The sequence below is a fragment of the Stutzerimonas chloritidismutans AW-1 genome (assembly GCF_000495915.1).
Classification (GTDB): domain Bacteria; phylum Pseudomonadota; class Gammaproteobacteria; order Pseudomonadales; family Pseudomonadaceae; genus Stutzerimonas; species Stutzerimonas chloritidismutans.
Genome location: NZ_AOFQ01000023.1, coordinates 25,779 through 38,945, shown reverse-complemented (window position 1 = coordinate 38,945; position 13,167 = coordinate 25,779). Strand labels below are relative to the sequence as shown.

The 13,167-nt window shown below is 61.5% G+C and carries 12 protein-coding genes and 3 pseudogenes; 6 read left to right on the top strand and 9 right to left on the bottom strand.

The window, feature by feature from the left end:
• A pseudogene (locus F753_RS33105) lies at nucleotides 1-341 on the bottom strand (N-acetyl-gamma-glutamyl-phosphate reductase); the annotation flags it as partial.
• A 114-nt stretch (nucleotides 342-455) separates the two neighbouring features.
• On the opposite strand from F753_RS33105, the gene F753_RS33100 reads away from it, so the two are divergent.
• On the top strand, nucleotides 456-1,340 hold the full coding sequence (locus tag F753_RS33100) for a LysR family transcriptional regulator (protein ID WP_003465017.1): 885 nt from the start codon (nucleotides 456-458) through the stop codon (nucleotides 1,338-1,340).
• Between the two features lie 183 nt (nucleotides 1,341-1,523).
• On the opposite strand, the gene F753_RS49830 is transcribed toward F753_RS33100, so the two are convergent.
• The 4 genes and pseudogenes from F753_RS49830 to F753_RS33085 form a co-directional block, all read right to left on the bottom strand.
• Entirely contained in the window at nucleotides 1,524-1,787 is a 264-nt protein-coding gene (locus tag F753_RS49830; RefSeq protein WP_003830781.1) for a uracil-DNA glycosylase family protein, read from the bottom strand.
• A gap of 61 nt (nucleotides 1,788-1,848) precedes the next feature.
• Nucleotides 1,849-2,124, bottom strand: a pseudogene (locus tag F753_RS50300) (uracil-DNA glycosylase family protein); the annotation flags it as partial.
• Between the two features lie 73 nt (nucleotides 2,125-2,197).
• Complete coding sequence (locus tag F753_RS33090; protein WP_003465000.1) at nucleotides 2,198-2,746, bottom strand: cytochrome P460 family protein; 549 nt, start codon at nucleotides 2,744-2,746, stop codon at nucleotides 2,198-2,200.
• Between the two features lie 27 nt (nucleotides 2,747-2,773).
• Entirely contained in the window at nucleotides 2,774-3,349 is a 576-nt protein-coding gene (locus F753_RS33085; RefSeq protein WP_003464997.1) for a carboxymuconolactone decarboxylase family protein, read from the bottom strand.
• Nucleotides 3,350-3,424: 75 nt separating this feature from the next.
• Here F753_RS33085 and F753_RS33080 point away from each other — a divergent pair, with 75 nt between their 5' ends.
• From F753_RS33080 to F753_RS33070, 3 genes are all read left to right on the top strand, one after another.
• The gene (locus F753_RS33080) at nucleotides 3,425-4,267 is read left to right on the top strand and encodes a helix-turn-helix transcriptional regulator (RefSeq protein WP_023444849.1); all 843 of its coding nucleotides are present in this window, start codon (nucleotides 3,425-3,427) and stop codon (nucleotides 4,265-4,267) included.
• Between the two features lie 333 nt (nucleotides 4,268-4,600).
• On the top strand, nucleotides 4,601-5,971 hold the full coding sequence (locus F753_RS33075) for an IS1182-like element ISCfr1 family transposase (protein ID WP_023444848.1): 1,371 nt from the start codon (nucleotides 4,601-4,603) through the stop codon (nucleotides 5,969-5,971).
• 209 nt (nucleotides 5,972-6,180) lie between these two features.
• Nucleotides 6,181-9,126 (top strand): Tn3-like element TnAs1 family transposase, encoded by a 2,946-nt coding sequence (locus F753_RS33070; protein WP_031297468.1) that lies wholly within the window; start codon nucleotides 6,181-6,183, stop codon nucleotides 9,124-9,126.
• A 29-nt stretch (nucleotides 9,127-9,155) separates the two neighbouring features.
• Here F753_RS33070 and istA read toward each other — a convergent pair.
• Nucleotides 9,156-9,770 (bottom strand): annotated as a pseudogene (istA, locus tag F753_RS33065) (IS21-like element ISPst3 family transposase); the annotation flags it as partial.
• 174 nt (nucleotides 9,771-9,944) lie between these two features.
• Here istA and F753_RS33060 point away from each other — a divergent pair.
• A complete protein-coding gene (locus F753_RS33060; protein WP_023444845.1) occupies nucleotides 9,945-10,565 on the top strand; it encodes a tyrosine-type recombinase/integrase in 621 nt (206 codons plus the stop codon).
• A gap of 158 nt (nucleotides 10,566-10,723) precedes the next feature.
• On the opposite strand, the gene F753_RS50175 is transcribed toward F753_RS33060, so the two are convergent.
• From F753_RS50175 to F753_RS33050, 3 genes are all read right to left on the bottom strand, one after another.
• Nucleotides 10,724-10,852, bottom strand: a complete 129-nt coding sequence (locus tag F753_RS50175) for a hypothetical protein (RefSeq protein ID WP_255342263.1) — start codon at nucleotides 10,850-10,852, stop codon at nucleotides 10,724-10,726.
• Nucleotides 10,853-10,920: 68 nt separating this feature from the next.
• Nucleotides 10,921-11,583 (bottom strand): hypothetical protein, encoded by a 663-nt coding sequence (locus tag F753_RS33055; protein ID WP_020309260.1) that lies wholly within the window; start codon nucleotides 11,581-11,583, stop codon nucleotides 10,921-10,923.
• A gap of 12 nt (nucleotides 11,584-11,595) precedes the next feature.
• The gene (locus tag F753_RS33050; RefSeq protein ID WP_023083080.1) at nucleotides 11,596-12,333 is read right to left on the bottom strand and encodes a HupE/UreJ family protein; all 738 of its coding nucleotides are present in this window, start codon (nucleotides 12,331-12,333) and stop codon (nucleotides 11,596-11,598) included.
• Between the two features lie 521 nt (nucleotides 12,334-12,854).
• Here F753_RS33050 and F753_RS33040 point away from each other — a divergent pair.
• Nucleotides 12,855-13,142, top strand: a complete 288-nt coding sequence (locus F753_RS33040; RefSeq protein ID WP_020309258.1) for a metal-sensing transcriptional repressor — start codon at nucleotides 12,855-12,857, stop codon at nucleotides 13,140-13,142.
• Nucleotides 13,143-13,167: the final 25 nt, after the last annotated feature.

Genomic DNA, 13,167 nt, shown 5'->3' with positions numbered 1-13,167 from the left:
TCCCCCCCCCGCCGTGCCGTGGCGATGCGTTGGGCCTGCTGCGAGTTCATCTCCGCGAAACCATAGGTCCAGTCTGGATGGGTGCGGTGCGCCGAACTCGCATCGATCACCCGAACGGCGGGGTTTTCGATGCTCGCTACAGCGTCGCGTGCGGCTTGGTCGGGCAAGCAGAGAATCGCGATGTCGCAGGCGTTGATGATTTCGGCGCGACGTTGCGGATCCTTGCGATGTTCGGGGCTGAGCGTGATAAGCCGCAGATCGGTCCGGTCGCGTAGACGTTGATGGATTTGCAACCCGGTGGTGCCTTGGTCGCCGTCGATGAATATAAGAGGACTTGCCATGGAATGCTCTCGGACATAGGAAATCAGGAGTTCCAATCTTCAGTGAGGGGCTAAGATAGGAAAAGTTGAATTTCTAAACGATGAAATTCAGCTTTTCTGAACAAGGAGTGACTCATGCGCGAAATCAGCCTGGACCGTCTGCGCACGTTGGTGGCCATTGCCGACCTGGGTTCGTTTGCCGAGGCGGCCCGTGTGCTGCACCTCGCGCCACCCACGGTCAGTTTGCATATTGCCGACCTGGAGTCGCGGGTTGGCGGAAAGCTGTTGTCGCGCACACGTGGGCGCATTCAGCCTTCGGCGATTGGAGAAACGCTGGTGGAGCGCGCGCGGCGTCTGTTGGCGGATGCGGAGCAGGCGCTTGAGGACGTGGAGCGTCAGGTGCAGGGCTTGGCCGGGCGTGTGCGGCTGGGTGCCTCCACAGGGGCCATCGCACAGTTGATGCCGCAAGCTTTGGAGACGTTGGGCCAACGCCATCCCGCTATCGATGTGCAGGTCGCGGTGCTCACGTCGCAGGAAACTTTGAAGAAGCTTGCCGAGGGCTCTTTGGAGATCGGTCTGGTCGCGCTGCCACAGACCCCGGTGAAGGAATTGCGGATCGAGCCATGGCGGCGGGACCCGGTCATGGCCTTCTTGCCGGCTCGCTGGGAATGCCCGGATGTTGTGACCCCCGGTTGGCTGGCCGCCCAGCCATTAATTCTGAATGACAAAACTACTCGGCTTTCGCGCTTGACCTCGGAGTGGTTCGCCAGTGATGGACGGCAGCCCACGCCGCGTATTCAACTGAACTACAACGATGCGATCAAAAGCCTAGTGGCGGCCGGTTATGGTGCGACGTTGTTGCCGCATGAAGCCTCCACGCCATTGCCCGATACCAGGATCGTCATGCGGCCATTACAGCCCTTATTGTGGCGTCAACTTGGTATTGCCCACCGTGGTGGGGACGTCGAGCGGCCTACGCAACATGTGCTGGATGTGTTGTGGGGGTTGAGTGCGGGCTAGGGCGATGTTGTCAGAGAAAGGACCGCTTTCGACCCGGTCATACGGTGATTGAGGTCCCAGGCGTCAGCTACCGCACCTGAAGCCGTCGTTCATCGCTCCAAAGCCGGTGCCTGTCTCCGTTCGCCCAGGCCAGGGTGTCGTAGTACTTGTGCAGCAGCTCGGTAATGGCGGCGGTGTCGTCGGTCATGGGGTTTCCTTGGGGTTGGCGGTGAGGACTGCCTGGACGCGTGCTTGCAGCGCGGGCAGCACGTCTTGTTGGAACCAGGGGTTGCGCACCAGCCAGCGATTGTTGCGCGGGCTAGGGTGAGGCAGGGGGAACGCTTGCGGCCAGTGCTCGCGCCAGGCTTCGACCACCCGGGTGAGCGGCGTCTTGCCAGTACCGAGGTGGTAGTCCATGGCGTAGCTGCCCAGCACGATGACCAGCGACAGGCGCTCGAAACGCTGCATGAAGGCTTCGCGCCAGGCGGGGGGCGCACTCCGGGCGTAGCGGCAGGTCACCGCTTTTGCCGGTGCCCGGATAACAGAAGCCCATGGGCAGAATGGCGATGCGGGTAGGGTCGTAGAAGGTGTCGCGGTCCACGCCCAGCCAGGCGCGCAGACGCGCGCCGCTGGCGTCGTCGAAGGGCACGCCTGAGGCATGGACCCGGGCCCCCGGTGCTTGGCCGGCGATGAGGATGGGCGCACTCGGGTGAAACTGGAAGACCGGCTGCACGCCGTGTGGCAGATGCGGTGCGCAGCGCGTGCAGGCGCGGACGTCGGTCAGAAAGGCGTCGAGTGTCGGCATGGCGCGCTTCCGGAAAGGGTGGCTCGCGCAGGACGGAGGTGCCATCCTGCGCGAAGCGTAACCCGGCAGCAAGTCAGTGCTGGGTCAGTGTCGGATAGCCCTGGATGAATACGCGGTCGGTCTTGGCCGCCGGCACATGGCAGCCCATGCAGTCGGCTTCGTAGCTGACGGCGACATTCTTGGCGGGGGCGTCGGCCTTGAACAGCGCCCAGCCCCAGCCGTCGCCCCACAAGGGGTTGCTGGCGAAACGGCCTTTGGCGTCCTTGACCATCACGAACCACACGGCCGCATCGGAACCCCAGACCACAGGGTTGCCAGTGGTCATGGCGCTGGTTTCGAGCTTGCGGATCTCTTTCACCAGCGTGGCGCCGTCCAAGAACTTGCCGGTCTTGCGGTAGTGCTCGGCCGAGGCCTTTTCGGTGTACACATCGTGCAAGCCGCGAGAGGCGGATTTTTCGTCCAACACCGCATATGAGCCCAGGTGGACGAAGTTTGTGCGGAAGTCTGTGGGGCGGCTGATGCCGCCCTGGCTGTCCACATAGGGCGAAAAGTCGCCGGCCGTGACGGCCAGTGGCAGGACGAGGGCGCTGGCGAGCAGAGCGCCGGTGAGTGCGATTTTCATCGTGTTCTCCTTATATGCCTATGGAGATCAGACGGCGACCACGGGGAAATCCACCGTGGTGTCGGCGATGTGGTTGGTGTAGTTGGTGAGCGTGTTCAGCGCGACGTTGGCGATCACTTCCAGTATCAGGCCGTCGTCGAGCCCCGCGCGGCGGTAGTTGGCCATGGCGTCGGCCGACACCACGCCGCGTTGCTCGACCAGCGCGCGGGCAAAGCCGGCGATTGCATCGTCAAGTGCGTTGGCCGCCTGGCCGGTGCGGGCCGCGGCGATGGCCTCTGCCGACAGTCCGGCACCTTTGCCGATCAGGGTGTGTGCGCTCAGGCAATACTGGCAGCGATTGGCTTGACCGGCAGCGAGCGCAACGATCTCGCGCTGGGAGGCATTCAGGCGGCCGGTGCCCAGCGTTTCGGACAAGCCGAGGTAGCCATTGAGCGCCGCCGGCGCGTGGGCCAGCGTGGCGAACAGGTTCGGCACCATGCCAAGCTTGGCTTTGACGGCCTTGAGTGTGGCAGCGGTAGCGGCGTCAGCGGTGTCGATGGTCAGGGGGGCGATTTGGGTCATGTCTATCTCCGTAGTGGGTGAGGTGCAAGAGCACGTGGGCATGATCGCCCTTTGTTTGGTACGATATGGCACGTAAAGTATCAAATACGTAACCTATCGTCTTATATGGAGAGTGGAATGGCGGATCGACTGGCCGGCTTGCTCCGGCACTACTCGCTTTCGGCGCGCGTTTTTCACAGCGGCGCCTTCTGTGGGCAGCATCATTACGCGGCGCCGCATGGCTATATCCATCTGGTGCGGCGCGGCCCGATTACGGCGCGTTCGCCCGTGCATGAAGATCTGCTGGTTACCGAGCCGAGCCTGCTGTTTTATCCGCGCGTGGCGTCGCATCGTTTTGTCGCCGCCCCCGGCGATACCGCTGAGCTGTTGTGTGCGGAGGTCGACCTGGGCGCTTCGACGGGCAATCCGTTGGCCATGGCCTTGCCGTCGATGCTGCTGATTCCGTTGGCGGACTTGCCCGGCCTCGGGCCGACGCTAGAGTTGCTGTTTGCCGAAGCCGAGCGCGACCAGTGCGGTCGGCAGGCCGCCATCGACCGCTTGTGCGAGTTGCTACTGATCCAGTTGCTGCGTTATCTGATGGATGGGCGGCTTGGCGCCACCGGACTGCTGGCGGGCCTGGCCGACCCGAAACTCGCGCGCGCCATAACCGCCATGCACGATGCGCCGCAGACCGCGTGGTCGCTCGAGGCGCTGGCGGCGAAGGCGGGCATGTCACGCGCGCGCTTCGCCGCCGCGTTCAAGGACGCGGTGGGCGTCACGCCGGGCGACTATCTGGCCGACTGGCGGATGAACGTCAGTTGCACCCTGCTCAAGCAGGGGCGGCCGGTGGCGGTGGTGGCCGACCGCGTCGGCTACGGCAGCCCGAACGCTCTGGCGCGCGCCTTCCGCGTGCGCATGGGCTGCGCCCCGCGCGACTGGCTGGCGCAGCAGCGCGGTGACGCGGCGCTCAGCGGTTCGTGAGTTTGAGTTCGATTCGCCGGTTCTTGGCGTAGGCGGCGCCGGTGTTGCGCTCGTCGAGCGGGTGAAATTCGCATCACGCCGGAACAACTGGCGGAACTCCAGGTGGCGATCCGTCAACGGCTGGTCAGTCTGTTCGTGCGGCGCGGCCGGCTGGACAAGGCTGAGTCAGTGGCGCAGGTAGCTGGATGACGCTGTCCCGCCCTGAGCCGACGCTCACAGGCGGGGATTTCCAGTGTCGTCATTGTCGGCTATTGGCCGATTCTGTTGAAAAAGTAGCGACCTCCCCATGCCGTTGGCAAAATTGCTTTGTCAGCGGGCGTGGAGGCGAACAGCATGATGGGACAGTTACCGGGAGGACAGCAGCGCCTGTTCTACTCGTTCAATCTCGAAGATCACGTCCCGGCCCAACATCTCCTGCGCAGCATCGACCAGTGCCTGGATCTCAGTGATCTGCGCGCCTATCTGGCGGATTTCTATAGCCCCATCGGGCGTCCCTCGATTGACCCGGAATTGATGGTGCGCATGCTGGTCGTCGGCTACTGCTATGGCATTCGTTCCGAGCGGCGATTATGCGAAGAGGTGCACCTGAACTTGGCCTATCGCTGGTTCTGCCGACTGGGTTTGGAAGACGAAGTCCCCAATCACTCGACCTTCTCGAAGAATCGCCATGGCCGTTTCCGTGACAGCGATCTGTTCCGCTGGTTGTTCAATGAGGTGCTACGGCGCTGCATGGCAGCCGGCCTGGTGAAGGGTGAAGGTTTCGCTGTCGACGCAAGCATCATCAAGGCGGATGCCAGCCGGCAACGTGGGGTGGCAGGAGATGAGGTCGATTGGCGCGATCCAAAGCTCAGCAGCCGCGCCGTGCGCGAGTACCTCGAAGCCCTTGATGAAGAGGCGCTGGCTGAAGCTCTCCCCAAGAAAATTTCGCTCACCGATCCTCAGTCCCGTTGGACAGCAGCGCCAGGCGGCCCGGCCTACTTTGCCTACTCCACGAACTACCTGATTGACACTGAGCATGGCGTGATCATGGATGTGGAAGCTACCCCGGCGCACCGTACCGCCGAAGTCGATTCGACCAGGACGATGGTCGAGCGTGTCGAGGCGCAGTTCGACCTCACGCCGGAACGCCTCATCGGCGACACCGCCTATGGCACTGCCCCGATGCTGGCCTGGATGGTCGAAGAGAAAGACATCGAGCCGCATGTGCCGGTGTGGGACAAGACTGAGCGCAAGGATGACAGCCTTTCCAGCAACGACTTCCACTGGAATCAGGAGGCCAATGAATACCGCTGCCCAGCCGGCAAACCACTGCGCAGTGAATGGCGTGCTTTCACCCAGCAAAGATCGCGGGTAACCAAGGCCAACACCATTATCTACCGCTCCAGCCAAACCGACTGCGCCACCTGTCCGCTGAAAGAAAAGTGCTGCCCCAACACGCCGAACCGGAAGATCGTCCGCAGCATCCATGAGGCTGCCCGCGACGTGGCACGACGCATCGCCAAGACGCCGGAATACCTAGTCTCTCGTTGCGAACGGAAGAAGGTGGAGATGCTTTTCGCCCACCTCAAACGGATCATGAAGCTCGACCGTTTACGACTGCGTGGCCTGACGGGTGCGACTGACGAATTCACCTTAGCCGCGACCGTGCAAAACCTGCGACGCATGGCCAAGCTTTTGCCTCAAGGGCCACCGCTCACGGGATAGGTACGCCTGCTGCGAGCAGAAACCCTCGAATTAACCCTCAAACCTGAGCAAGGACGCTCAGTGAAGTGCCCAAAGGCAACTTGAAGTGGCTTCCAGCCACTTCGACAGCAGGCACACCTGACCGGCCGGCTGCCGCTGAACCTACTTTTTCAACAGAATCGGCCGGCAGCAGCCCGTCGTTGCCTGATGGATCCAACCCCTCCGCTGCTATAGTGCAGTCGGCTTCTGACGTTCAGTGCAGCCGTCTTCTGAAAACGACACTGATCCGCTACTACACCTTCAACGATTCCGACCTGTCACTGATCCGCCAGCGGCGCGGCGACGCCAACCGTCTGGGCTTTGCGGTGCAACTCTGCCTGCTGCGCTACCCCGGCTATGCGTTGGGCACTGACAGCGAGCTGCCCGAACCGGTCATCCTGTGGGTGGCCAAGCAAGTCCAGACCGATCCGGCGAGTTGGACGAAGTACGGCGAGCGCGATGTGACCCGTCGCGAGCACGCTCAGGAACTGCGCACCTACCTTCAACTGGCCCCGTTCGGCCTGTCCGACTTCCGCGCCCTGGTGCGCGAGCTGACCGAACTGGCCCAGCAGACCGACAAGGGCTTGCTGCTGGCCGGCCAGGCGCTGGAGAGCCTGCGGCAGAAGCGACGCATCCTGCCGGCGTTGAGCGTGATCGACCGGGCTTGCTCGGAAGCCATTGCGCGAGCCAATCGGCGGGTCTACCGCGCCCTGGTCGAACCACTCACGGACTCGCATCGGGCCAAGCTGGACGAGCTGTTGAAGCTCAAGGCCGGCAGCAGCATCACCTGGTTGACCTGGCTGCGCCAGGCACCGCTGAAACCCAACTCTCGGCACATGCTGGAACACATCGAGCGGCTGAAGACATTTCAGCTGGTGGACTTGCCCGAAGGCCTTGGCCGGCACATCCACCAGAACCGCCTGCTCAAGCTGGCCCGCGAGGGTGGGCAGATGACGCCCAAAGACCTTGGCAAGTTCGAGCCGCAGCGACGTTATGCGACCCTGGCCGCCGTGGTACTGGAGAGCACTGCAACCGTGATTGATGAGCTGGTGGATCTGCACGACCGCATCCTGGTCAAGCTGTTCAGCGGCGCGAAACACAAGCATCAGCAGCAGTTCCAGAAGCAGGGCAAGGCGATCAATGACAAAGTGCGCCTGTACTCCAAGATCGGCCAGGCGCTGCTGGAGGCAAAGGAAAGCGGCAGCGATCCCTACGCCGCCATCGAGGCGGTGATTCCCTGGGACGAGTTCACCGAGAGCGTCAGTGAGGCCGAGCTGCTGGCCCGGCCGGAGGGCTTCGACCACCTGCACCTGGTCGGCGAGAACTTCGCCACCCTGCGCCGCTACACGCCGGCCCTGCTGGAGGTACTGGAGCTGCGCGCCGCCCCGGCCGCACAAGGCGTGCTGGCAGCCGTGCAGACCCTGCGCGAGATGAACGCCGACAACCTGCGCAAGGTGCCGGCCGATGCCCCCACCGCCTTCATCAAGCCGCGCTGGAAGCCGCTGGTGATCACCCCGGAAGGCCTCGACCGGCGCTTCTACGAAATCTGCGCGCTGTCCGAGCTGAAGAACGCCCTGCGCTCCGGCGACATCTGGGTCAAGGGCTCGCGGCAGTTCCGCGACTTCGACGACTACCTGTTGCCGGCCGAGAAGTTCGCCGCGCTCAAGCGGGAACAGGCCCTGCCGCTGGCGATCAACCCGAACAGCGACCAGTACCTGGAAGAGCGCTTGCAGCTGCTGGACGAGCAGTTGGCCACTGTCGCCCGCCTGGCCAAGGACAACGAGCTGCCCGATGCCATCCTCACCGAGTCCGGCCTGAAAATCACCCCGCTGGATGCGGCGGTGCCGGATCGGGCGCAGGCGCTGATCGACCAGACCAGTCAGTTACTGCCGCGCATCAAGATCACCGAACTGCTGATGGACGTGGACGATTGGACGGGCTTCAGCCGCCACTTCACCCACTTGAAGGACGGGGCCGAGGCCAAAGACCGGACGTTGCTGCTGTCCGCGATCCTCGGTGATGCAATCAACCTCGGACTGACCAAGATGGCCGAGTCGAGCCCCGGCCTGACCTACGCCAAGCTGTCCTGGCTACAAGCCTGGCATATCCGCGATGAAACCTATTCGGCGGCCTTGGCCGAGCTGGTCAATCACCAGTACCGCCATGCCTTCGCTGCCCATTGGGGCGACGGCACCACCTCATCCTCCGATGGCCAGCGCTTCCGCGCTGGCGGCCGGGGAGAGAGCACCGGGCACGTCAACCCGAAGTACGGCAGCGAGCCAGGACGGCTGTTCTACACCCACATCTCCGACCAATACGCGCCGTTCAGCACACGCGTGGTGAATGTCGGCGTCCGAGATTCCACCTATGTGCTCGACGGCCTGCTGTATCACGAGTCCGACCTGCGGATCGAGGAGCACTACACCGACACGGCCGGTTTCACCGATCACGTCTTCGCCCTGATGCACCTGCTGGGCTTCCGCTTCGCGCCACGCATCCGCGACCTCGGCGAAACCAAACTGTACGTGCCGCAGGGCGTGCAGGCCTACCCGACGCTGCGCCCGCTGATCGGTGGCACCCTGAACATCAAGCACGTGCGCGCTCATTGGGACGACATCCTGCGCCTGGCCAGCTCGATCAAACAGGGCACCGTTACCGCCTCGCTGATGCTGCGCAAGCTCGGCAGCTATCCGCGTCAGAACGGCCTGGCTGTCGCCCTGCGCGAACTGGGCCGGATCGAACGCACGCTGTTCATCCTGGACTGGCTGCAAAGTGTTGAACTGCGCCGCCGCGTGCATGCCGGCCTGAACAAAGGTGAGGCGCGCAACTCGCTGGCCAGGGCGGTGTTCTTCAACCGCCTTGGGGAAATCAGGGATCGGAGCTTCGAGCAGCAGCGCTACCGGGCCAGCGGCCTCAACCTGGTGACGGCGGCTATCGTGCTGTGGAACACGGTGTACCTGGAGCGCGCCATCCAGGGGTTGGTCGAGGCCGGCAAGCCGGTGGACGGCGAGCTGCTGCAATTCCTGTCGCCGCTGGGCTGGGAGCACATCAACCTAACCGGCGATTACGTCTGGCGGCAGAGCCGCAGACTGGAAGACGGGAAGTTTCGGCCCCTACGGATGCCCGGAAAACCTTAGCGTACGATTTTTTCCGAATTCTGCGGGCTCCCCTTATTGACCTTGTCGACGGCGGTCTTCATGTTGTCGTAGATGCCCCGGCGCGGCACGCCGCCCAAGGCGCCGAACGAGCGTGTATGGGCGTCAAATAACATCTCATGGCCCTGGCTCGGATACGCCACAAGCCAGAACGCACGGCTGGCACACAGCTTCAGATGTGCCACCTGCATACGCCGGTAAATGCCGCCGACCAGCAAGCCTTCCTCGCTCCAGTCAAACTGAAACGCCTCGCCAAGAGCAAAGGTCAGCGGCACAAAGGCCTGCGACGCCTTGCCCTGTCCCCCTCGCCAGGCACGGATAAACGCGGTGAGCTGGCTGTAGCCACCGTCATAACCATCGGCTTTGATTTGCGCCAACAGCGCCTTGGCACTGCGCCGCTGTTGCTTGGGGCGCAGCGAATCGGCTTTTAGCGCCTGCTCTAGCGTGACGTGAAAAGGGCTGAGTTTGTTAAAGATCGCGCGGCGTTGGTACACCGGCTGCTTGGCCTCAGGTGCTCTGACCCACTTGCGAATCGTGTTGCGCGCCAGCCCGGTGCGCTTGGCTATCTCATGCAGCGACAGCTTGTCGCGGAAATACATCCGCCGAATTTTGCCCATCATTTCCATACTGATCACCCTGTGTTCTCCTGCTCAAAAATTGAGCAGAAGCAGTTGAACACCTGGGTCAGTTTTCAGTCGGCAGAACAGCCTCTACTGGGTCAGTTTTCGGTCAGCGGCAACAGGTTAGCGACCACTTCTCTGGCTAGCCATGCTTGTCCTCCCACATGTGGAGGACTTGCCATGAACATCACTGCTACCTGCACCCGCCGGCCCTGGAACAAAGGAAAGTTGGTCGGACAGAAAACCCCGCTCCGGCTGAGAGATATCTGGGCCATCCGAGTAAGGCTTCAGCTTGCAGAACGAACCCGGGATCTGGCTTTGTTCGATCTGGCCATCGACAGCAAGCTTCGAGCCTGCGACTTAACCAAGCTCCGTGTATGCGACGTTGCTCATGGCGAGCATGTGTCATCACGAGCAATGGTTATGCAGCAGAAAACGAAGCGACCAGTGCAGTTCGAAATTACTGAGCAAACACGGTCTGCTCTCGCGGCCTGGATACACCAAGCCCAGCTCCGTAGCCAGGGCTGCCTTTTCCCGAGCAGGCTGCACACCTCAGACCATCTATCCACTCGTCAATACGCTCGTATCGTCAAAGGCTGGGTGCAAACCATTGGCCTTGATCCGGCCATGTATGGCACTCACACAATGAGACGTACAAAGGCATCACTGATCTATCGCAGGACAAAGAACTTGCGGGCCGTTCAACTTCTGCTTGGCCATACGAAGCTGGAGAGCACCGTTCGATATCTTGGGATTGAGGTCGACGACGCCTTGGAAATGGCAGAGCAGACCGAGGTTTGACCATGTATAGCGACGGTCGAAGTCAGGCCGTCGCTAACCGGCCAAAAGCAGCCACTTAACAGATCTTAGATATGATGTGGCCGGCGCCTAAAACTTACCAATTGTTACGTGCAAGCGATTAGCGAGTCATTGCACGTAACAAGACAACTTTCCGCCTCTTAGTCGTGAGAATGACCGTGACTTTCGACTTCAGCTTGCGTCTCCGGCTCGCTGCCGCCACATGCCGACAGCAGACCTAGTAAACAAACCAGCAGCAGGGAGCGGCTCAGCGTAATTGAATTCGTCATGATGTATTCCTTCAATATCGATCAGGGATGTAAAAGCCCCGGCGCCCATGACGCTGGGGCTATTTCTCTTAGATAACGCGTTTGACGCTCAGGTACTCACCCTTGGTCTTGAGCGTAATCGTCACGTCACGGTTGCTACGGTTTCGCCAGAACCAGCCGTGGGTGCCGTCGAAAATGGCAGTGAATTCGCCTTTATCACCTTTGACCTGCTTGGCCTTGCTGTAGCTGTGGTAATAGCCCTTCGGGCCGTTATAGGGCTCGCCATGGGTGTCGTGATTGACCGGAACGCCATCGGTTGCCCACTCGTAGCTGACCGTGGCCTTGTCCAGCATCTCCAGCTTAATTTCACTGGCCTCGCCCGGCTTCAGCGTGACAGTCACTTCATCGGACTTCAGGGCGGGCTGCGGCTCTGCTACCGGCTCAGCCACAGTTGCTGCCGCAACTTGCTCCTGAGGCGCCACCTGACTAGACGCGGGGGCTTGTACGACCGGGGCCGCTGCTGGCGGGACAGCTGCATCCGCAGCCGCTTCTTCGGCGAGAATTTCTTTCATTTCACCCATCTGAGTCAGGCCAAGTACACGGCCGACGCCCGTGGGGTCGATGGCATATTCAGAAGGCATCACTACGGTGACCAGTAACGCTGCGGCAACACCCACGGCGATCACAGTGGAGCGCAGCAGCTGGCGGCTGGTTGGCAATTCACACTGGGTTGGAAGCTTGGTATTGAACATGCTGAGAATTCCTTACTGAGAGACGATCAGGCCGGTGAGCTGGTAACCCATCAAGAGGAAACCGGCGCTCATCATGGCGACGTTAGCGGTGTAGGCATGGCGCCAGAAGCTGGCGGTTCGTCGCCAGTAGCCCATGACGATCAAAATGGCGCTCAGCGCCAGTAGCTGGCCAATTTCGACTCCGACGTTGAAGGCGATTAGGTTGGCGACCAGGCCATCCGCGGAGATCTCGTACTCCTGGATTTTGGTTGCCAGGCCGAAGCCATGCAGCAAACCGAAAATCAACGTGGCCGCTTTGGTGTTCGGCTGGTGGCCGAACCAGCGCTGGAAGGCGCCCAGGTTATCCAGGGCCTTGTACACCACCGAGAAACCGATGATGGCGTCGATCACATAGGAGCTGATGGTGATTTCCGCCAATACACCGAGCAGCAGCGTCACGGTGTGGCCCACGGCGAACAGGGTGACGTAGAGCCCCACGTCTTTCAGGCGGTAGAGAAAGAAGATCACCCCAAAGAGAAACAACAGATGGTCGTAGCCGGTGATCATGTGCTTGGCGCCCATGTAGATGAACGGCAGCACCATCACCCCGGAGCTTTCCTGGATAAAGCCCTTGTCGCCCTCGGCAACAGCGTGGGCCAGCGCGTCAGGCATGCCGAGAAATAGCAATGCGGTGAACAAGAGCAGCAGTATTAGCGAGCGGTTTGGGCGCGCGGAAAATGCGCCCATATCGCACATGGATAGCGAATGCATAGTTGAGTCCTACGTGACAGTGGTATTGGCCGCATAGCGGCCGTTGTCAGAGTGCGAATCTTGGGCGTGGTGGCCGCTCGATCAGGAAGATCGGACTGGGAGGGATGACGTAGCGCGTGGCTTCTATCGGCTGCGGACGCTCTGGCAGCGTAATGACGGTGAGAAGCGTACTCAGGTATGGCGTTTCGTGCACGTGGTCGGCGGTAAGCGTGGAGTGGTAGTGATCCGCGCATCTGGCACAGACCGAAATACCCGTGCTTTGGGAATGAGCATGAGCATGGTCCCCGCCGTTCCACCCACCTTGGCTCACCCCAGGGCCAAGCGCGGCGCTATGCCCGGCCCATGCCATTAGCATGACGAGGGCAAGGACAAACGTTAACTGAGCGCTGACCGGTTTACTGAGCATGATGTGTCTTCGATTGCAGATTCGGCTGGCCGCCCGACGACAACGGCCGGTTTGCCATATCCCCCCCGGGGGGATAGGATCGAAGCGTAAGTCATCGAGGCATGGGACTCAAGGCATGAGCGATCAAGAACACGCCCATCAGCACCAAAGTCATAGCGATATCATCAAAAGGTTGAAGCGTGCCGAAGGCCACCTGCGCAGCATTGTCGGCATGATCGAGACCGGTCGCCCCTGCGTGGACCTTGCCCAGCAGCTACACGCAGTAGAAAAAGCGATCTGTCAGGCCAAGCGCACTTTGATCCAGGACCACATCGATCACTGTCTGGAGCATGCGCTCGCGGCCGCTGAACAGGGGGACATCACCGCGCTGAGCAACTTCAAACAGATCACCAAGTACCTCTGATCTTCTTTCGCAGCACCGCGGAGCG

Coding starts and splice junctions, on each gene's coding strand:
- F753_RS33090 (WP_003465000.1), bottom strand. CDS start 2,746: ATGAAAATCGCACTCACCGGCGCTCTGCTCGCCAGCGCCCTCGTCCTG.
- F753_RS33040 (WP_020309258.1), top strand. CDS start 12,855: ATGAGCGATCAAGAACACGCCCATCAGCACCAAAGTCATAGCGATATC.
- F753_RS33085 (WP_003464997.1), bottom strand. CDS start 3,349: ATGCCCACGTGCTCTTGCACCTCACCCACTACGGAGATAGACATGACC.
- F753_RS33075 (WP_023444848.1), top strand. CDS start 4,601: ATGATGGGACAGTTACCGGGAGGACAGCAGCGCCTGTTCTACTCGTTC.
- F753_RS33060 (WP_023444845.1), top strand. CDS start 9,945: ATGAACATCACTGCTACCTGCACCCGCCGGCCCTGGAACAAAGGAAAG.
- F753_RS49830 (WP_003830781.1), bottom strand. CDS start 1,787: ATGCAGCGTTTCGAGCGCCTGTCGCTGGTCATCGTGCTGGGCAGCTAC.
- F753_RS33100 (WP_003465017.1), top strand. CDS start 456: ATGCGCGAAATCAGCCTGGACCGTCTGCGCACGTTGGTGGCCATTGCC.
- F753_RS50175 (WP_255342263.1), bottom strand. CDS start 10,852: ATGACGAATTCAATTACGCTGAGCCGCTCCCTGCTGCTGGTTTGTTTA.
- F753_RS33050 (WP_023083080.1), bottom strand. CDS start 12,333: ATGCATTCGCTATCCATGTGCGATATGGGCGCATTTTCCGCGCGCCCA.
- F753_RS33055 (WP_020309260.1), bottom strand. CDS start 11,583: ATGTTCAATACCAAGCTTCCAACCCAGTGTGAATTGCCAACCAGCCGC.
- F753_RS33080 (WP_023444849.1), top strand. CDS start 3,425: ATGGCGGATCGACTGGCCGGCTTGCTCCGGCACTACTCGCTTTCGGCG.